The sequence below is a fragment of the Photobacterium sp. TLY01 genome (genome assembly GCF_021432065.1).
Taxonomy (GTDB): domain Bacteria; phylum Pseudomonadota; class Gammaproteobacteria; order Enterobacterales; family Vibrionaceae; genus Photobacterium; species Photobacterium halotolerans_A.
In genome coordinates, this window is record NZ_CP090364.1 from 3,099,726 (window position 1) to 3,120,490 (window position 20,765).

Genomic DNA, 20,765 nt, shown 5'->3' on the forward strand with positions numbered 1-20,765 from the left:
AAGACGCCATCTTCAAGCCTGAGACCCGAGACTGAACGAGCCCGAATCCGATGACTATACTGCGACACTTGCCGATTACGCGTTTATTTGTCTTCAGCCTGCTGATACTCAGCCTGCCGCTGCGGGCCGAATTTTCTCTGCCCGGGCTGACAGACTCATCAAGTCAGAACAGTTTTGTCCCTGTTGATCAGGCGTTTGCCTTTAACTTTTCGCAAAGCGACGATCAACTGGTGCTCGACTGGCAGGTCAAACCGGGATACTACCTGTATCAGCATCAGTTCTCCGTGGTGGCAAACGGGGCCAGCATCGGCGATATCCGATTGCCGGCAGGCACACCCTACAAGGATGAATTTTTCGGCGAGGTACAGATTTACCCTGAGTCTCTGGCGCTCACTGTTCCCATTGCCCAGGCCAACGACAAGGCAACCCTGACTGTTCGCTATCAGGGCTGTGCCAAGGCCGGTTTCTGCTATCCGCCCGAAACCCGTGAAGTGCCGCTGTTTGCCGTTACCTCTGACTCTGGTGCAACTTTATCGGGCCAAGAACCGCTCAAGGTCAACCTGATAGTAAGTACTGACAATCAGGCAGCAACAACGGCAACAGCATCCGCCGGTTCAGCCGGACTCGCGCTCGGCAGCAGTGCGCCACTGAGCCAGCAGGATCAGCTGGCCAGCGACCTGGCACAGCAATGGTGGACACCGTTGCTGTTTCTGGCTCTGGGTATCGGACTGGCGTTTACTCCCTGCGTTCTGCCTATGTACCCGATCCTGACCGGTATCGTGTTAGGCCGCGGCCAGCTCAGCAGCGGGCGCACATTCACCCTGGCTTTCACTTATGTGCAGGGCATGGCACTGACTTACACCCTGCTGGGGTTAGTGGTCGCTTCGGCAGGCATGCAGTTTCAGGCTGCCCTGCAGCACCCGTATGTCCTGATTGGCCTGAGCGTGCTCTTTGTGCTGCTTGCTCTGTCCATGTTTGGCCTCTATTCGCTGCAACTTCCTTCCGGGGTGCAGACCTGGCTGAATCAGCTCAGTAATCAGCAAAAAGGCGGCCAGCTCGGCGGCGTATTTGCGATGGGCGCCATTTCCGGCCTGGTTTGCTCGCCGTGCACCACGGCGCCCTTATCCGGCGCCTTGATTTACGTGGCACAAAGCGGCGACTTACTGACCGGCGCTGTCGCGCTGTATGCGCTGGCAATCGGGATGGGCATCCCGCTGGTTCTGGTCGCCCTGTTCGGCAACCGCCTGCTGCCGAAAGCAGGCGCCTGGATGGACAGCGTGAAAATATTCTTCGGCCTGGTGCTGCTGGCTGTACCGCTGTTCCTGCTGGAACGCATTCTGCCCGCGCATCTGATGCCCTATTTATGGTCCGCCTTCGGGCTGGGTGCCTTCGGCTGGCTCTACCATGTCAAACAGGGCATGGCCCATTCCTGGCGCAGCAGTCTGGTCGGTGTCATTGCCATCATCGGCCTGCTCGGCGCTCTGCTGCCTGTCTATCAGGGGCTGACCGGCACTCAGCCACAGGCCGGGCCGCAGAGCACGCCGCAGATCAGCTTTCAGCGCGTGACCGGTATGGATGAGCTGACGACGGCGCTGGCCCAGGCTAAATCCGAAGGCAAGCCTGTGATGCTGGACTTTTACGCCGACTGGTGTGTCGCCTGCAAAGAGTTTGATAAGTACACATTCCACGATGCCAGTGTGGCGCCGGAATTACAGCGTTTCGTCCTGTTACAGGCCGACGTGACCGACAGTAAACCGGACGACATCAAGCTGCTGCAGAAAATGAATGTGCTGGGTCTGCCGACGCTGGATTTCTGGCATGCCGACGGCGAACTGGCCCCGAAAGCCCGCCTGACCGGTTTCGTTGAAGCTGAGCCCTTTCTCGATCACCTGAAAGCCAATCAGCTCATCGGTCAGTAATCAGGAATTTATTCTCTGCTGGCATAAAATGCCCCCAATATACATGCGGGAACGGATCCAGTTCGTATCTTGGGGGTGAACAAATTGATCTGGCATTTCAGCAATGCTAGCGTTAAGAAAAACAAGAAGCTTAATGTCATGGACGCTCAGTACACTATAGTCATTGCCGATGACCACCCACTGTTTCGAAACGCCCTGTTTCAGTCAGTGCACATGGCGGTCAGCAAGGCCAATCTGCTGGAAGCAGATTCTCTCGATACCCTGTTGCAGCTGCTTGATAAAGAGCCGGATGTTGATCTCTTGCTGCTGGATTTAAAAATGCCGGGCGCCAATGGTATGTCCGGTCTGATCCAGCTTCGCGCCCAGCATCCTGAGCTGCCTGTGGTGGTGGTCTCTGCCAATGAGGAAGCAGCCGTCATCCGCCAGGTCCGACATCACGGCGCCTTTGGCTTTATTCCCAAATCCAGCGATATGCGAGAGCTGATCAGCGCCCTGAATCAGGTGCTGGACGGCGAACCCTATTTTCCGCCGGGGATCGGTGATGATGAAGACGACCCCGAACTGGATGCGCTGGCGGCCCGCATCGCCACCCTGACACCACAACAGTATAAAGTGCTGTGCATGCTGTCCGATGGCCTGCTCAACAAGCAGATCGCCTACGAGCTCAATGTCTCAGAAGCCACCATCAAGGCGCACATGACGGCCATTTTCCGCAAACTCGGGGTCAAAAACCGCACCCAGGCGGTGATTTTGCTCAATGAACTCAGTGACGAGTGAGTAGTTACTCACTCACCATCCTTTTCCTGATCATCTTCTGGCAGGCGTAAGCCCACTTTAGTGACCTGCCAGTTGACAATATCGGCCACCACCCAGTGCAGGCCATTCCATTCAAAGTTATCCCCGAGTACCTGATGGGTACCCAGATGCGCGATGACCAGCTCTTTGAGAGTCATGGCCGGACTGACCTCACCCAGCTCTAACCCATAAGCAATCGCCACGTCCGCCAGGACGGCGTCGGCATCGAGAAAAAAGTCACCAAAGAAACGTGCCAGCCCGGCTTTCTCGGGCGCTTCGCTGAACAACTGACTCAGGGCTTCCAGATCTTTCTCCTGCGCCAGCACGCACAGGGTATCTCCCTCCTCCAGCCGGGTACTGCCCGAGGGGTGAAGCAATTGCTGCTCGCGGAACACAGCCGCAATCCGGGTGCCCAGCGGCAGTGACAAATTACGCAATGGCTCGCCGATACACCACTTATCCGCTTTCATTTTGTAGACAAACAGCTCCCACTCACTGGTGGGAAACACTTCCACCCCAGTGCGGGAAACCGGCTCGGGACGAGGCGGCAGCTCGACTTTCGCCAGCGACATAGCCTTGGTCAGGCTGCCCCCCTGCAGGATCAGCGAGACCATGACCACGAAGAAAGCCAGATTAAAATACAACTGGGCATTGGGCAGTCCGGCCATCATCGGAAACACCGCCAGAATAATCGGCACAGCACCACGCAGGCCGACCCAGGAAATGAACCATTTCTCCCGCGCCGTAAAGCTGCGAAACGGCAGCAGGCTGATCCAGACCGAGATCGGACGGGCAAAGACAATCATCCCGAACGCCAAGGCCAGTCCGGGGAGTGCAATAGCAATCAGATTCGACGGCGTGACCAGCAGGCCGAGCACCAGGAACATACAAATCTGGCTGAGCCAGGTCATGCCGTCCAGCACGTTAAGAATCGAATGGCGACAGCGCGTCGGACGATTGCCCAGCAGCAGCCCCACCAGATAAATCGATAAAATACCGCTGCCGCCCAGGGCATTTGACGTCGCAAAGATCATCAATCCGCCGCTGACCGCCAGGATCGAATACAGACCTTCCGGCAGCTGATTGCGATTAATCAGGCGCCACAATAGCCAGCCGCCCGCCAGCCCGGCGATCGCGCCAATGCCAAACTGCTTGACGAAACTCAGGGCCAGAAAACCGGCGCTGAACTCTGTCCCCTGGCTGCTGAGGACCGCAATCAGGGTCACGGTCAGAAACACCGCCATGGGATCATTGGTGCCCGATTCTATCTCCAGCGTCGCGCCGACCCGCTCATTCAGGCTGCGCCCTTTGAGCAGGGAAAACACAGCGGCGGCATCGGTCGAACCAACAATCGCGCCAATCAGAATGCCCTGCAAGGGTTCGAGATCAAACAACCAGATCGCCATCAGGCCGGTCAGTGCTGTCGTAATCGCCACCCCGAGCGTGGCCAGTGCCACCGACGGCCACAAGGCGACCCGAAAACTGGCCACCCGGGTCCGCATACCGCCATCCAGCAAAATAATCGCCAGAGCCAGATTACTGACCAGATAAGCCACGGAATAATCATCAAATAAGATACCGCCCGGGCCGTCTTCACCGGCCATCATGCCGACAATCAGAAACACCAGCAAAATAGGAATGCCCAGCTTGGATGAAACCGGGCTCAGGAGAACACTTAACGCAATCAGTAAAGCGCCAACCAGAAAAAAACCGTTGATGGTAATCGCGTCCACTCATCCTCCAAAAAATTATGATTCATTCAGCAACCTGCTTACCCGACAGGCTGCTTCTGTATTTTGCCCTAATATACAGCGACATTGAGAAAACTATATGTAAACAATTTCCCGACACAGCCAGCAGCAAACTCTGACCAAGCACTATTTTGCCCGCTAATCTTCGGATAGCCGCTTGGGTAACCGCCTGATTTTTATCTGTCGTCCGCCTTATACTTTTGGCTAACTTAACAGCAAATTAACATCCCATTTTTCTTGAGTCATATCACTAACTTTCTAATTTTAGCCAGTATTTGATGGTTTTTTGCCCGACTAAAGTTGCACTGTGCCACTTCAATAAGCTTGCTATTGTCATCACGTAACATTTTTTTAACTGAAAAATGACTGACCATAGTAAGGAGATGACCATGGCGTTTGAATCCAAGGAGCAAGCGCAAGCCTACTGGAAGGAGAACCTGACCATTATGGGTTCTTTGCTTGCCATCTGGTTCCTCGTGTCATACGGGGCAGGTGTTTTGTTTGTGGATGCCCTGAATCAGTTTCAGCTGGGCGGCTTTAAGCTGGGCTTCTGGTTTTCACAGCAAGGTTCCATTTACATCTTTGTTGCACTGATTTTTGTCTATGTCTACAAGATGAACGCGCTGGACCGCAAATTCAACGTTCACGAGGATTAAGGGAGTCGTCACTCATGGATATTCAAACCTGGACCTTCATACTGGTAGGTCTGTCTTTTGCACTCTATATCGGGATTGCGATCTGGTCCCGTGCCGGGTCAACCAGCGAGTTCTATGTCGCCGGTGGCGGTGTTCACCCGGTTGCTAACGGCATGGCGACCGCTGCGGACTGGATGTCTGCCGCTTCGTTCATTTCTATGGCCGGGATTATTTCATTTGCCGGCTACGACGGCGGTGTATACCTGATGGGCTGGACCGGTGGCTATGTACTGCTGGCACTGTGCCTGGCGCCTTACCTGCGTAAATTCGGTAAGTTTACCGTGCCGGACTTTATCGGCGACCGTTACTACTCACGCACGGCCCGTATGGTTGCTGTGTTCTGTGCCATCTTTGTTTCTTTCACTTATGTAGCAGGACAGATGCGTGGTGTGGGTGTGGTCTTCGCCCGCTTCCTGGAAGTCGATATTAATATCGGCATCATCATTGGTATGGCAATCGTGTTCTTCTATGCGGTCATGGGAGGCATGAAAGGCATTACCTACACCCAGGTTGCGCAGTACTGCGTGCTGATTTTCGCCTTTATGGTGCCGGCCATCTTCACCTCGATTATGGTCACCGGTTCGGCCATTCCGCAAATCGGTTTCGGCTCAACCATCAGCGGCAGCGATGTGTATCTGATGGATAAGCTGGAAGGTCTGAGTACTGAGCTGGGCTTCAATTCCTACATTGACGGCTCCAAGAGCATGGTGGATGTCTTCTTCATCACAGCCGCTCTGATGGTCGGTACCGCCGGTCTGCCACACGTGATCATCCGTTTCTTCACCGTACCTCGTGTCAAAGATGCCCGTATTTCGGCTGGCTGGGCACTGCTGTTCATTGCTGTGCTTTATACCACAGCACCAGCGGTGGCGGCGTTTGCCCGGATCAATATGTTCGAAACCTTAAACGGTCCGGACATGCAGGGTGTGGCTGCAGAACAGGCACCAAGCTGGGTCACCAACTGGGAGAAAACCGGTCTGGTTGCCTGGGAAGACAAAAATGGCGACGGCAAAATGTTCTACTCAGGCGACGAGCGTAACGAGATGAACATCAACCGTGACATCATCGTACTGGCAAGTCCGGAGCTGGCCAAGCTGCCAAACTGGGTCGTGGCCCTGCTGGCTGCCGGTGGTCTGGCGGCAGCACTGTCAACAGCCGCCGGTCTGCTGCTGGTGATCTCCACTTCCGTGGCGCATGACCTGCTCAAGAAAGGCTTCAAGCCGAATATGACTGAGAAACAGGAGCTGAGGGCGGCCCGGATCGGGGCAGCACTGGCGATTATCGGTGCGGGATACCTGGGCATTAACCCACCGGGCTTTGTCGCCCAGGTGGTGGCCTTCGCCTTCGGCCTGGCAGCCTCGTCCTTCTTCCCGGCGATTATCATGGGTATCTTCTATAAGAAGATGAACAAAGAAGGCGCGATTGCCGGGATGCTGAGCGGGATTCTGTTCACTGCGGCTTACATCATTTACTTCAAGTTCATCAACCCGGCGGCCAGCACCCCGGACAACTGGTGGTTCGGTATCAGCCCTGAAGGTATCGGTACCCTGGGTATGTGTGTGAACTTTGTGGTGTCGATTGTCGTCAACAAGTTTACTGCAGAAGTGCCGGAAGATGTGCAGGAGCTGGTGGAGTCTATCCGTTATCCGAAAGGGTCGGGTGCAGCGCACAGCCACTAAACCAAACTAAACCGACAGAATAACAACACTCAGTAGCAAAACGGGGGAAACCCCACTCCCTGGCGGAGCCATGATGGCTCCGTTTTTTTATGCACAGGCGCAAAGGGATAACACCGAAGTCTGAGACTGGCCCGAGATTCATTGGTGTGAACCCCGTCGGTAACCCCATGATTGAAAACCGTTCATTTCATCCCCGCACCAACGGGGATCTCTGAGTTCAACCGCATAGACAACGATTGGCTTTAGCTGATCTTTGCCTGGGCATACTGGTTGAGTAACGACCGCAGTTTCAGCGGTTTCACCGGCTTGCTGATAAAGGCAAAGCCTTTGCTGCGGATCGTCTGCTGCGTTTCCGGCAGCCTGTCGGCACTGATGATCACACCTTTGAACACCGGCCCCAGCTTAGCTTCACACTCAATCAGGACCTCCAGACCGGTTTCCTGCTCAGTCAGATGGTAATCGCTGAAAATCACATCCGGGACCCAGCCATCATCACATTGCGCCAGCGCAGCCGTCACAGATTGCGCCAGCCGGATGTCGCAGCCCCAGCGGCTCAGCAGACTGTCCATCCCTGTCAGTATGTCTTTCTCGTTATCGACACAGAGCACCCGGGTCCCGGACAAAGGTAGCGGCTGTTCCGGTGCCGCCTCCGGTTTGTTTTGCGGCAAATGGATCGCCTGTCCCCGCCGCACCGACAAAGCGAATACGGTTCCTTCGCCCAGCCAGGAGCGCAGTGACAGCGGATGATCCATCACCCGGCTGATCCCACGGGCAATGGCCAGCCCGAGACCCAGTCCGTGATCACCGCGCCCTCTGTCGATCCGGGTAAATTCATCAAAAATATTGGCCTGTTTCTCTTGCGGTATACCCGGCCCGTTATCCCAGACTTCGATTCGGAGCTGGCTGCCAGCCCGTCGCACTCCCAGCAGCACTTTACCGCCCGGATTATAGCGGAATGCGTTGGTCAGGAAGTTTTGCAGCGCCCGGCGCAGCAGCTTAGGATCCGAGTGCACCAGCGCCTTGCTGTCCACCACGGCAAAATCGATGCCCTGCTGTCTGGCCAGTGCACTGAACTCGGCATTGAGGTTGTTGAACACATCGCTGAGCGGGAACACGTGGACGTTGACCTGCAACTTACCGGCCTCCAGGCGCGACACATCGAGCAGATCACCAATCAGATCCTCGGCCGCTCCCAGCGCGCTCTCAATATGGTGTGCCAGCTTCATACTCTCTGCATCCTTGGCCACTTCAGACAGGGACGAAGAAAACAGACGGGCCGCATTGAGCGGTTGCATCAGATCATGACTGACCGCGGCCAGAAAGCGGCTTTTCGAGTGCGCCTGCTGCTCGGCATGCTGTGTGGCCGACACCAGCCGGCGGTTGAGCTGTTCCAGCTCCTGGGTCCGCTGCCGCACCCGGGCTTCGAGATTTTCATTAGCTTCTTTGAGCGCTTCTTCAGCCTGGCGAAATGCCGTGATGTCAGTAAAGCTCATGACAAAGCCGCCGCCCGGCATCGGATTGCCCTGCACTTCAATCACCCGTCCGTCCGGCCGGATCCGGGAAGAAGTGTGTGCCGTTCCCTGCTGCAGGTGCTTCACCCGTTTGGCCACGTGAACTTCCGGATCCCCCGGCCCGCACAATCCCAGACGCGCGTTATGGCGGATCACATCGGCAATTGGCCGCCCGACCTGAATCAGCCCGGGCGGGAAAGAAAACAGTTCCAGATAACGCTGATTCCAGGCCACCAGCCGCAGTTGCTTGTCCACCACGGCAATCCCCTGACTGATGTGCTCAATGGCGCCTTGCAGGAGTCCGCGACTGAAATCAAACAGTTCAGAGGCTTCATCGACTATAGTGGCTACTTCTTCGAGCTGCATGTTGCGCCCCTGCAATGCCGAGGTCAGTACCAGGCGAGCCGAAGAAGCGCCGAACACCCCCGCCAGGACCCGTTCGGTATGACGGATCAGGCTGGCTGGTGCCTGCTGTTGGGGCTGAAAATTAAACTGGTGCTGCTGGGCAAAATGGGTGAATGCCTGCCGCATCCGCTTACGGCCGACAAACCGCGCCGCCAGCAGTTCAAGCTCAGATACGGTCACCCGCGCCTGATATAAACGAGCGTCATCAGCCTCCGGCATCGGTGCGCCAACAAAAGTGGCGGCCTGCAAACGCTCGGTGAGGGATGAGCGGGTCACCATAGAGACCAGGATATAGAGCAGCAGGTTGGTGGTCAGGCTGATCAGCATGCCCCAGTCCACCGTGGTTAACTCGCTCAATACCGGCAGGGAAGGCGGTGTCAGCAACCACAGCAAGAGGTTGGTCTCGGCAGTACCGGCCAGCATACCGGTCTGGCTCATCAGAGTAATCACCCACAGCGCGGTGCCGCCCAACATGCCGGCATAGACACCGTTACGGTTGCCTTCGCGCCAGTAAATGCCCCCCAGCAATGCCGGTGCGAACTGGGCAATCGCGGCAAAAGAGAGCAAGCCGATTGCCGACAGCGATTCAATCTCATCCAGCACTTCATGGAAGCCCCAGGATGCGAGCAGCAGCAGCAGAATCAGCCCGCGGCGGATATTGAGCAGCAACCCGGAAAACGCCGCATGGTTTCGGCTCGAGACCCGCAACCGGCGCAGCAGCAAAGGCAGCACCAGATCGTTGGATGCCATGATCGCCAGTGCGATGGTCGAGACAATCACCATGCCGCTGGCCGCTGAGGTGCCGCCCAGAAATGCCAGCAAGGCAATGGTATCCGCACCTTGCATCAGCGGCAGGTTGATCACATAAGTATCGGCGGGTACATCCGGCAGCAGCACTTTCCCGGCCAGCGCCAGGGGCACCACAAATATCCCCATCAGCAGTAGATAGACAGGAAATACCCGCCGCGCGAGGTGCAGATCCGGGGCGTGGGTATTTTCCACCACAGTGGTGTGGAACTGGCGCGGCAGACAGATAATCGCTGTCATAGTCAGCAGGGTATGAATAATAAAACTGCCGGCATTGAGATCCATAAACGGCAGGACAGACATATCCAGTTGGCTCAGTTCCAGCGCCGGGACATCCCACCACAACAGCATGACAAACAGCCCCACCACCAGAAAGGCCGCCAGTTTGATCAAAGATTCGAACGCCACCGCCATCATCATGCCGCGATGATGTTCGGTGGTATCCAGGTGGCGGGTGCCGAACAACACAGTAAAAGCGGCCAGGGCCAGTGTCACCAGCCAGGCGATATCGCCGTCATTGAGCATACTGTTACGGGTCAGATCAGGAGCCACCTGGGCCAGCCCCATGGTGATCCCCCGCAATTGCAGGGCGATATAGGGCAGAATTCCCGCGACGGCAATCAGGGTGACCAGCACCGCCAGTCCCTGCGATTTGCCATAGCGCGCGGCGATGAAATCGGCAATCGAGGTGATATGTTCGCGTTTAGCGATCAGGATCAGGCGGGCAAAAATACGCCAGCCGAAGGTGAAGACCAGAATGGGCGCCAGGTAAATCGGCAGAAACGACCACAGATCCCGGCTGGCCTGACCGACCGTGCCATAAAACGTCCAGGAAGTGCAGTAGACGGCAATCGACAGGCTGTAAATCCAGGGGCGCCAACGGGACATCCATCCGGCATGTTTATCGCCGTACCAGGCAATCAAAAACAATAGCCCAAGATAGGCCAGTGATACCGGCACGACTATCCATCCCTGCTCCATAGGATCTCCCTGAAAAATGTTCCCTGATTCGGCCCCGTGCCTGGGGCCGAGTGTACCTCACTCTCGGGTGAGTATCCGTCCGGCAGGTCACATCTCACCCGCCGGCCCGTTGCCCTTAATGCACTTCTTGCGCTCTGCTTGGTTCGGTCTGCGGCGATTCGTCAATTTTCATCAGCAAGACCGGCAGTCCCATCACGGCCATCAGCCAGAACACATCGGCGCCCCACCAGCCGTATCCCCAGCCACTCAGGGTCGTCAGTGCCGCCATGACCGCGCCCAGCGGCAAGGCATTATAGAGCGCCTGCAGGGCCACCATCTGATGACTTTGCGCATGCTGAATATACCGGATCGCCGCCAGATGGGCTGCGGCAAAGGTCACGCCATGCAGCGCCTGCGTCAGCACCAGCATCGGCAATTCCGTCATGGTCGCGGTCAGTCCCCAGCGCAACAACACGCCTGCTGCCGCCAGCCGGAACATGGCTGCGACACGCCAGCCGGAAAACAGTCGCTTGCTGAGTGCAAATACCGCAATTTCAGCGATCACGCTGAAGCTCCACAAATAGCCGCTGACCGCTTCGCTGTAGCCGATTGTCTTCCAGTACATGGCACTGAAACTGTAATAAGCGGCATGACTGCCCTGCAGCAAAGCCACAATGATCAGAAAACGCATCACGCGTTTATCGCGCAGAATTCCCATTAACGGAGGGCGGGGCTGGCGCACGGCGGCATCGTCACTGGGCAGTACAGTCGGCTGGCGCAACGACAATAGCAGGGCGACAGCCAGGCCAGCCATCGCGACCCAGGGGATCACAGCGGCGCCAAACTCGGCTGCTGCCAGGCCGGCAATCGTTGAACCCACGATAAATGCGATCGACCCCCACAGCCGGGTTCGACCATAGTCTAAATGCCCGTGTTTGGCATAATAATTGGCCAGACTGTCTGTCAGCGGGATCACCGGACCGACAAGAATATTGAACAGCACAATCACAGCCGTCAGGGCAATCAGATTGCCGCTGACCATGACAAAAGACGCACAGCAAATCAAACTAAGTACCGCCAGCCAGCGCAGGGCCGGCAACAGGTGCTCCACCTGATGGACTCTGGGCGTCAACACCATATTGGCAAAGCAACGCACCCCCAGGCCCAGGCCCAGCAACACCCCGATATCCCCGGCCGGTATACCCAGAGAATTGAGCCACACGGCCCAGAACGGCAGATATACGCCATAGTTAAAATAAAAGCCGAACATATACTGTGCTGTCCAGCCAAACGGGCTACTTCTTAACATCTCAAAACCCTGCTGCATGAAAATGGCCGACATTATGCCTGCTGAGCACATGGCAGGAAAGGCAACCGCGACAGTCTTCCGCTGGGTTCCCCCCATTTATCCCACCTCGGCCAGCCCACCTGCCGTCGCCATCCTCTAGACTAAAGTCGGCTGGAGCAAAACCGGCCACTGGGCGACACTGCTTAGCAGAGGCTTCATCGTCATCACAGTACGCCCCCTGTGCCCAGCGCCACAAAGAGAGAGAGCAATGCCGGACACCTTGAATACGTCACTGATCCCTTTTGACCGGCTCGACCCCAGCCAGCAGGAGGCGCTGCTCAAAGCGCTGGATGTGGCGTATTTTCGCAGCGGTGAAGTGATCATCCGGGCCGGTGATCCCTGTCAGTCGCTGCACATGATTATCAAAGGCAGTGTGGAAGAAACCTCGGCAGACCGGCAAGAGCACTTTGCCCACTACACCACAGATGACCTGTTCGATGTGCGTGCCCAGTTCAGCGGCCACAGTCGCCATCAGTACCGGGCAACAGAAGACACCCTGTGCTATCTGCTCCCTCAGGCGCACTTTATCGATTTGTGTCAGAAAAATCCGGCGTTCGCGGCTTATTTCAACAGCGATCTGGCCACCCGGCAGCAACTGCTCGAACAGGCGCATCAGCAACAGAATCTGGCGGAGTTCATTCTGACCCGCATCCGCCAGGATAATATCCAGCCCTGTCTGATCCTGCCCGCCGAGACCGATCTGCGGACCGCCACCGCCCGGATGCACCAGAGCAACTGCGATGCCGCAGTCATCATTGTGGATGATACGGCGGATCATGCCGACCACAAATTTGGGATTGTCACCCGCACCGATTTGCTGCATGCCGTCATGCTGGATAACCGGGACGCCGGCACTGCGGTTCGCCAGATAGCCACTTCGCCGGTGATCAGCATCGAATTGGGTGCGTATCTGTTCAAGGCCATGATCAGCATGACCCGGCACAAGGTCAAACGCGTGCTGGTCACCCAAGGTGATGCGATCGCTGGCATGCTGGACATGACTCAGGTCCTGAGTTTGTTTTCCACCCATTCCCATGTGCTGGCACTGCGGATTGCCCGCGCCACCAGCATACAGGAGCTGGCACTGGCGGCAGACAGCCAGCAGGCGCTGGTGGAGACGCTGTTCAACAACGGCATTCATACCCGTTTTTTGATGGCGCTGATTGCCAGCATCAATGAACAGATTATTGAAAAAGCCTTTCAGCTGGTGGTGCCAGAACAATGGCAGTCCCGCTGCTGCCTATTGGTGCTGGGGTCAGAAGGCCGCGGCGAGCAAATTCTGAAAACCGATCAGGATAACGCCCTGATCCTGGCAGATCACATCGACTGGCCCGAATGTCAGGCTGTGATGGCCCAACTGAGCGACACCCTGTGTCAGCTGGGTTATCCGCCCTGCCCCGGTAAAGTCATGGTCAATAATCCGGACTGGGTAAAGAGTGTCTCCGGCTGGCAGCACTCCGTACAAACATGCTGCGATAAAGGCGATGAAGCCGCCATGATGACGCTGGCGATCCTGGCAGATGCTCAGGCCGTCGCAGGAAACCGACAACTACTGGACCCGGTCAGACACTGCCTGCATCAACGGCTCAGCAGCCAGGAATTACTGCTGGCGACCTTTGCCCGCCCGGCGCTCAGATTCAGCGTTCCGCTGACGCTGTTCGGCCAGATCAAACGCGGTAAAAACGGGCCGGACATCAAGCGGGGCGGTATTTTTCCGATTGTTCACGGCATCCGGACCCTGGCCCTTGAGCACGATGTGGCAGACACCAATACCTTTCGCCGCCTGATCATGCTGGAGCAACGCCAGGTACTGGAGCCCAGTACGGCTTCTAATCTGAGCGAAGCCCTGAAACTCTTCATCCGGCTCAGGCTGCGTCAACAGCTCAGCTTGCCTGTGGGCACCGCCTCTGCCGGACAGCATCATCTGTTAGATCTGGCCACACTGAGCCGTGCGGAGCGTGATGTCCTGCGACACAGCCTGCATGTGGTGAAGAAATTTAAAGAATGGCTCGGCTATCACTACCAAATCAGAGACTGAGACTTAAGGAATGGTGAGATGACATGAATATTCTGCGTCGTTGGTGGTATCAGTACAAATTCCGCCATCACCCGATACACGCCCTGTTTCAGCGCTACAGCGGCGATGAGCTGGTCTCGGTTGACTGTGAAACTACCAGCCTGGATCCCGCCAGCGCGGAGCTGGTGACGATTGCAGCCACCCGTATCAAAGCCAACCGGATTCTGACCAGTGAGTCGCTGTATCTGACCCTGAGTCCGCCCGATAGTCTGAGTGCGGCCTCAGTCACCATCCACAAAATGCGCCATCAGGATCTCAGCCACGGCCTGGAGCCCAGAGAGGCACTGACACGGCTGCTGGAATTCATCGGTAACCGGCCGCTGGTCGGCTATCACATCCGGTATGATAAGGCGATTCTCGACCGCTATTTCAAGCGTTTGTTCGGGTTTTCCCTGCCCAATAAGCTGGTGGAAGTCAGCCATCTGTACCATGAGCAGCTGGAGCGTCAACTGCCCAATACCTGCTATGACCTGAGCCTTGAGGCCATCAGCCGTCATTTGGGATTGCCGCACCCGGAACGGCACGATGCCTTGCAGGACAGTATTACCGCCGCTCTGATCTATGTCCGGCTCAAGCACGGGGATCTGCCCGCGCTGACCTCCCCTTGATGATGGCTTTTGGCTCGCCACTCCTCCAACCAGCCTGGCGATAAATCATGTAAGCCAATGCAAATGCTCAGAAAAAGCCATGACAGCGCACACTCATCCTAAAGTCTAATTGAGCCTGTCCCGAATCTGGCTCAAGTTAACACAACTATAATGATCAATGATCCGGTCCGCGCAGGACGAAGACGGAAACACAAGGAGAATGAGATGAGTGAGGTTCATGTTTACCCTGTCAACCAGCAGATTGCTGAGCGGGCTCATATCACGGAAGAGCAATACAACGACATGTACCAGCAGTCTGTCAGCGACCCGGAAGCTTTCTGGCGTGAGCACGGTAAGATTGTTGACTGGATCACCCCGTACAACAAGATTAAGCAGACCTCTTTCGATACCGGCCATGTCAATATCAAATGGTTTGAAGACGGCACACTGAACGTCTCCGCCAACTGTCTCGACCGTCATCTGGCAACCCGCGGCGACCAGCCTGCCATCATCTGGGAAGGTGACGACCCAAGCGATGATGCCACCCTGACGTATCACGAACTGCACAAACAAGTCTGCCAGTTCGCCAACGCCCTCAAAGCACAGGGCGTGAAAAAAGGCGATGTGGTTTGTCTGTACATGCCCATGGTAGCTGAAGCGGCGGTGGCCATGCTGGCCTGTACCCGCATCGGGGCCGTGCACACCATTGTGTTCGGTGGCTTCTCACCGGAAGCCCTTGCCGGCCGTATTATCGACTCAAAAGCCAAAGTCGTTGTGACTGCTGATGAAGGGGTTCGCGGCGGCCGCGCTGTGCCCCTGAAGAAGAATGTCGACGATGCCCTGAAACACCCTGAGGTCACCAGCATTGAGAAAGTGGTGGTGTTCCAGCGCACCGGCAATGCCGTGGCATGGGATGAGAACCGTGATGTCTGGTGGCATGACGCCACCGCAGCCGTGCCGGATCATTGCGACCCGGAACCGATGAATGCCGAAGATCCGCTGTTTATCCTCTATACCTCGGGCTCGACCGGTAAGCCCAAGGGCGTGCTGCACACCACAGGCGGCTATCTGGTTTATGCGACCATGACCTTTAAATATGTCTTCGACTATCAGGAAGGTGAAGTCTACTGGTGTACCGCCGATGTGGGCTGGATCACCGGCCACAGCTATCTGGTGTACGGCCCGCTGGCCAACGGCGCCACCACTCTGTTGTTTGAAGGCGTGCCTAATTATCCGTCTACCGCCCGCATGAGCGAAGTGGTCGACAAGCATCAGGTCAACATTCTCTATACTGCGCCAACCGCCATTCGCGCCCTGATGGCCAAAGGCGACGAAGCCATTGCCGGGACTCAGCGTTCATCGCTGCGGATCATGGGTTCAGTCGGCGAGCCGATTAACCCGGAAGCCTGGGAATGGTATCACCGCACGATTGGTGACAGCCGCTGCCCGATTGTCGATACCTGGTGGCAGACCGAAACCGGCGGCATCCTGATCACCCCGCTGCCTGGCGCAACCGCGCTGAAGCCCGGTTCAGCCACCCGTCCGTTCTTTGGCGTTCAGCCGGCACTGGTCGATAACATGGGCAACATTCTGCCGGGCGCGACTGAAGGTAATCTGGTGATGCTGGACAGCTGGCCGGGTCAGATGCGCACCCTGTGGGGCGACCACGAGCGCTTCGAGCAGACTTACTTCTCGACCTTTAAAGGCATGTATTTTACCGGTGACGGCGCCCGACGCGATGAAGACGGTTACTACTGGATCACCGGCCGTGTCGATGATGTCCTGAATATCTCAGGTCACCGCATGGGAACCGCTGAAATTGAATCGGCCCTGGTGGCTTTCGACAAGATTGCCGAAGCCGCGATCGTCGGCGTGCCGCACGATATCAAAGGCCAGGCCATTTATGCCTATATCACCTTAAACGACGGCGTGATCCCAACGGCTGAACTGCATAAAGAAGTCAAAGACTGGGTCCGTAAGGAGATCGGCCCGATTGCCACACCAGACTTCCTGCACTGGACGGACGCGCTGCCGAAAACCCGCTCCGGTAAAATTATGCGCCGGATTCTGCGCAAAATCGCCACCGGGGACACTGGCTCGCTGGGAGATACCTCCACCCTGGCCGATCCAAGTGTGGTCGACAAACTGATCGCCGAAAAAGAAAAAGTCGTCTGATCGACAAACACCTGCACGCCACACAAGCCGCCGCAAGGCGGCTTTCTTTTTTCCGCGCAAACCGGCTCCTGTCACTGCAGATCACCGGTCAATCGCCTGACGGGAACTCTCAGCCTTGCCCGATTGTCAGATTCCCCGGCACACCCGTTTTGTTTGAACCTGCTGCATTCTGCGGTGAATTTCCGCAAAACTGATTAAGATTCAAGGTGATTGGCCGCTTATCTTGTATGTGTGGTTCATCTGTCAGCTATCTTACTGAAGCAGCGGCGAAAAGCGAGACGACACGCGGCAATTTAAGCCAGTTGCGTACAGTTGTAAGGTCAAAAAAGTGGTGATTAGACCAGTATTTTGCTGCGAATTGTGCTGAATTCTCTATAATTGAGCCACTAACAGGTTTTAGGCCGTGATGGTTTGCATGAAAGGAAGCAAAGTCACAGTTTTTTTGTGCTTTGTCGCTTGAAACAGCAAGAACAGGTATAGATAACAGAATATGTCGACTAATTACCGCATTTTACTGCTTAATGGACCCAATCTGAATTTGCTGGGCCTGCGCGAGCCGGGACACTATGGCCAGCAGACACTGGATCAGATTGTAGCAAACCTGAGTGCCAAAGCCGCCAAACTGGGCGTGACACTGGATCACCTGCAGTCCAATGCAGAACACGCACTGATAGAGGCCATCCACCAGGCGCACGGTCAGGTGGATTTTATCCTCATCAACCCGGCAGCCTATACCCATACCAGCGTCGCCATTCGCGATGCGCTGTTGGGCGTGGCTATCCCGTTTATTGAAATACATTTATCAAACGTGCATGCCCGCGAGCCCTTCCGCCACCATTCCTATCTGTCTGACAAGGCAGTTGGCGTGATCTGCGGCCTGGGCCCGGATGGTTATGAATTCGCCCTGGAGGCAGCTGTCCGCCGCCTTCAGAATGCTCAATGAACAACATGAAGAGTAAAGATACATGGATATTCGCAAGATCAAGAAACTTATCGAACTGGTAGAAGAGTCAGGCATCTCCGAGCTGGAAATCTCTGAAGGTGAAGAATCGGTACGCATCAGCCGTACAACCGCTGCACCGGTTGCTGCACCTGCGCAAATGTACGCAGCACCTGCACCCGCTGCGGCACCAGCACCTGTTGCTGCTCCGGCGGAAGCCGCAGCACCTGCCGCTTCTTCTGCACCTGCGACCCCTGCCGGTCACCAGGTTCTGTCGCCTATGGTCGGTACTTTCTACCGCGCACCGAGCCCGGAAGCCAAAGCGTTTGTGGAAGTGGGTCAAAGCGTAAATGTTGGCGATACCCTGTGCATCGTTGAAGCCATGAAAATGATGAACCAGATCGAAGCCGATAAAGCCGGTACTGTTGTGGCTATCCTGGCCGAAAACGGTGATCCGATTGAATTCGATCAACCTCTGGTTATCATCGAGTAACTGAGGCGCATATGTTAGATAAAGTAGTCATAGCAAACCGCGGCGAAATCGCCCTGCGTATCCTGCGTGCCTGTAAAGAGCTGGGGATCAAAACGGTCGCTGTGCACTCCACAGCTGACCGCGATCTGAAACACGTTCTTCTGGCAGATGAATCTATCTGTATCGGTCCGGCACGAGGCACAGACAGTTACCTGAACATTCCGCGCATCATCAGCGCAGCGGAAGTGACCGGTGCCGTCGCCATCCACCCGGGTTACGGCTTCCTGTCCGAGAACGCGGATTTTGCCGAGCAGGTTGAACGTTCAGGCTTCATCTTTGTGGGCCCGAAAGCAGACACTATTCGCCTGATGGGTGACAAAGTGTCCGCCATCAACGCGATGAAAAAAGCCGGCGTCCCTTGTGTACCGGGTTCTGACGGCCCGCTGGGCGACGATGAAGCCAAAAACAAGTCGATTGCCAAGCGTATCGGCTATCCGGTGATCATCAAAGCTTCTGGCGGCGGCGGTGGCCGTGGTATGCGTGTAGTACGCAAAGAAGCGGATCTGATCCAGTCAATCGCCATGACCCGTGCTGAAGCCAAAGCGGCGTTCAGCAACGACATGGTGTACATGGAAAAATTCCTGGAAAACCCACGCCACATCGAAGTTCAGGTGCTGGCGGACGGTCAGGGCGGTGCTATCCATCTGGGCGAACGTGACTGCTCCATGCAGCGCCGTCACCAGAAAGTGGTTGAAGAAGCACCGGCACCGGGCATCACCGAAGAGATGCGTAAGTACATCGGTGAGCGCTGTACCCGTGCCTGTATCGAAATCAATTACCGCGGTGCGGGTACTTTTGAGTTCCTGTATGAAAACGGCGAGTTCTATTTCATTGAAATGAACACCCGGATCCAGGTTGAACACCCAGTCACAGAAATGGTGACCGGCGTTGATCTGATCAAAGAGCAGCTGCGCATTGCAGCCGGTCAGCCGCTGTCATTCAGCCAGAGCGACATCCACCTGCGTGGTCACGCAGTTGAGTGCCGTATCAATGCTGAAGATCCGGTGCGTTTCCTGCCTTCTCCGGGCAAGATCGAGCGTTTTCATGCGCCAGGTGGCATGGGGATCCGTTGGGAATCCCACATCTACACCGGCTACACGGTACCGCCGCACTACGATTCAATGATCGGCAAACTGATTGCTTACGGTGAAAACCGTGACGTGGCGATTTCGCGCATGCGTAACGCCCTCAACGAGATGATCATCGACGGCATCAAGACCAATGTTCCGCTGCAGAAAGACATCATGGCAGACGAGAACTTCCAGCACGGTGGCGCCAACATCCACTATCTGGAGAAGAAGCTGGGTCTGCAATAATTGCAATCCCACTGACCGTATATCCAAGGCTGCCTCAGGGCAGCCTTTTTGTTACCGGCGGCTTCTTCACAGCACACAACACCGTATCAGGCTCATGCCTCCCCGTTGCAGCGCTCCATATCCCCTTAAAATGCCGCTGTGCGGCCTTCTGCCGGCTTGATTATCTCGTCTGACCTTATCCCCTGCCTGCTGCTGTCTTTGTTTTACCAGCAGCGCATGGACTCGCTGTGCCGTCTGCTCACATTTCGTGATAGACTTCGCTCCTTCTGTTTCCACAAGAGCGACATAACCATGCCTTGGATTCAACTTAAACTGAATGCCACCGCCGCCAATGCCGAAGCCATTGGTGACATGCTGATGGAAGACACCGGCGCGCTGTCGGTCACTTTCCTGGATGCACAGGACACCCCGGTGTTCGAACCGCTGCCGGGCGAAACCCGCCTGTGGGGCGATACCGACGTCATTGGCCTGTACGATGCGGAAAGTGACATGGCTATGGTGCTCTCCCTGCTGAAAAACAGCCCGTTGCTGGCTGACGATTTCGCCTACAAGGTGGAGCAGCTGGAAGACAAAGACTGGGAACGCGAGTGGATGGATAACTTCCACCCGATGAAATTCGGTCAGCGCCTGTGGATCTGCCCGAGCTGGCGAGAAGCGCCTGAGCCAGGCGCCGTCAACGTACTGCTCGATCCGGGCCTGGCCTTTGGTACCGGGACCCACCCGACGACCTCACTGTGCCTGGAATGGCTGGACAGCCAGGATCTGAGCGGTAAAACCGTGATCGATTTCGGCTGCGGCTCCGGCATTCTGGCGATTGCCGCACTCAAGCTGGGCGCCGCCAAAGTGATCGGGATTGATATCGACCCGCAGGCGATTCTGGCCTCGCGTGACAACGCTGAACGCAATGGTGTGTCTGACAATCTGGACCTGTATCTACCCAACGATCAGCCGGAGAATCTGCAGGCCGATGTGGTGGTTGCCAATATTCTGGCCGGTCCGCTGCGTGAGCTGTCACCGGTGATCAAGAGCCTGGTCAGGGACAAGGGCCTGCTGGCGATCTCCGGGGTACTGGAGTCTCAGGCGGACGATGTGGCCAGCCATTACAGCGATGAGCTGACGCTGGATCCGATCGCCGCCCGCGAGGAATGGTGCCGGATTTCAGGCCAAAAAGCCTGATCCTGACAAATTTGTCCATTGTGCGTTTTATGAGCAATCCACTGAATTCCATGACCTTTTGCAATCCAAAATCAGGATGCTCAAATATTGGC

At 56.2% G+C, this 20,765-nt stretch carries 14 protein-coding genes; 11 read left to right on the forward strand and 3 right to left on the reverse strand.

Annotated elements, in window-relative coordinates; translation table 11 throughout:
• The first annotated feature begins 50 nt into the window (after positions 1-50).
• Positions 51-1,919, forward strand: coding sequence for a protein-disulfide reductase DsbD (locus LN341_RS14395; protein ID WP_234203657.1), 1,869 nt, complete (start codon positions 51-53; stop codon positions 1,917-1,919).
• A gap of 138 nt (positions 1,920-2,057) precedes the next feature.
• The gene (locus tag LN341_RS14400) at positions 2,058-2,696 is read left to right on the forward strand and encodes a response regulator transcription factor (protein ID WP_046222167.1); all 639 of its coding nucleotides are present in this window, start codon (positions 2,058-2,060) and stop codon (positions 2,694-2,696) included.
• Between the two features lie 8 nt (positions 2,697-2,704).
• Here the strand turns inward: LN341_RS14400 and LN341_RS14405 are convergent, their stop codons facing one another.
• Positions 2,705-4,447: a potassium/proton antiporter gene (locus LN341_RS14405; RefSeq protein WP_234203658.1), complete on the reverse strand. Its 1,743-nt coding sequence runs from the start codon at positions 4,445-4,447 to the stop codon at positions 2,705-2,707.
• Between the two features lie 407 nt (positions 4,448-4,854).
• Here LN341_RS14405 and LN341_RS14410 point away from each other — a divergent pair, with 407 nt between their 5' ends.
• Together LN341_RS14410 and LN341_RS14415 are read left to right on the forward strand one after the other, a co-directional pair.
• Complete coding sequence (locus LN341_RS14410; protein ID WP_046222165.1) at positions 4,855-5,121, forward strand: DUF4212 domain-containing protein; 267 nt, start codon at positions 4,855-4,857, stop codon at positions 5,119-5,121.
• Positions 5,122-5,135: 14 nt separating this feature from the next.
• Positions 5,136-6,839, forward strand: coding sequence for a sodium:solute symporter family protein (locus tag LN341_RS14415; RefSeq protein ID WP_234203659.1), 1,704 nt, complete (start codon positions 5,136-5,138; stop codon positions 6,837-6,839).
• 242 nt (positions 6,840-7,081) lie between these two features.
• Here the strand turns inward: LN341_RS14415 and LN341_RS14420 are convergent, their stop codons facing one another.
• Complete coding sequence (locus LN341_RS14420; RefSeq protein ID WP_234203660.1) at positions 7,082-10,543, reverse strand: PAS domain-containing hybrid sensor histidine kinase/response regulator; 3,462 nt, start codon at positions 10,541-10,543, stop codon at positions 7,082-7,084.
• 115 nt (positions 10,544-10,658) lie between these two features.
• Positions 10,659-11,831 (reverse strand): 3-phenylpropionate MFS transporter, encoded by a 1,173-nt coding sequence (locus tag LN341_RS14425; RefSeq protein WP_234203661.1) that lies wholly within the window; start codon positions 11,829-11,831, stop codon positions 10,659-10,661.
• A 247-nt stretch (positions 11,832-12,078) separates the two neighbouring features.
• Here LN341_RS14425 and LN341_RS14430 point away from each other — a divergent pair, with 247 nt between their 5' ends.
• The 7 genes from LN341_RS14430 to prmA all read left to right on the forward strand — a co-directional run bounded on the left by LN341_RS14430 (position 12,079) and on the right by prmA (position 20,673).
• On the forward strand, positions 12,079-13,908 hold the full coding sequence (locus LN341_RS14430; RefSeq protein ID WP_234203662.1) for a DUF294 nucleotidyltransferase-like domain-containing protein: 1,830 nt from the start codon (positions 12,079-12,081) through the stop codon (positions 13,906-13,908).
• A 23-nt stretch (positions 13,909-13,931) separates the two neighbouring features.
• Positions 13,932-14,555 (forward strand): 3'-5' exonuclease, encoded by a 624-nt coding sequence (locus LN341_RS14435; RefSeq protein WP_234203663.1) that lies wholly within the window; start codon positions 13,932-13,934, stop codon positions 14,553-14,555.
• Between the two features lie 204 nt (positions 14,556-14,759).
• On the forward strand, positions 14,760-16,709 hold the full coding sequence (gene acs / locus LN341_RS14440; RefSeq protein WP_234203664.1) for an acetate--CoA ligase: 1,950 nt from the start codon (positions 14,760-14,762) through the stop codon (positions 16,707-16,709).
• 490 nt (positions 16,710-17,199) lie between these two features.
• Positions 17,200-17,652, forward strand: coding sequence for a type II 3-dehydroquinate dehydratase (gene aroQ, locus LN341_RS14445; protein ID WP_234203665.1), 453 nt, complete (start codon positions 17,200-17,202; stop codon positions 17,650-17,652).
• Positions 17,653-17,674: 22 nt separating this feature from the next.
• Positions 17,675-18,142, forward strand: a complete 468-nt coding sequence (gene accB, locus LN341_RS14450; RefSeq protein WP_046222158.1) for an acetyl-CoA carboxylase biotin carboxyl carrier protein — start codon at positions 17,675-17,677, stop codon at positions 18,140-18,142.
• Positions 18,143-18,153: 11 nt separating this feature from the next.
• The gene (gene accC / locus LN341_RS14455) at positions 18,154-19,497 is read left to right on the forward strand and encodes an acetyl-CoA carboxylase biotin carboxylase subunit (protein WP_234203666.1); all 1,344 of its coding nucleotides are present in this window, start codon (positions 18,154-18,156) and stop codon (positions 19,495-19,497) included.
• Between the two features lie 291 nt (positions 19,498-19,788).
• Entirely contained in the window at positions 19,789-20,673 is an 885-nt protein-coding gene (gene prmA, locus LN341_RS14460) for a 50S ribosomal protein L11 methyltransferase (RefSeq protein WP_234203667.1), read from the forward strand.
• Positions 20,674-20,765 lie beyond the last annotated feature (92 nt).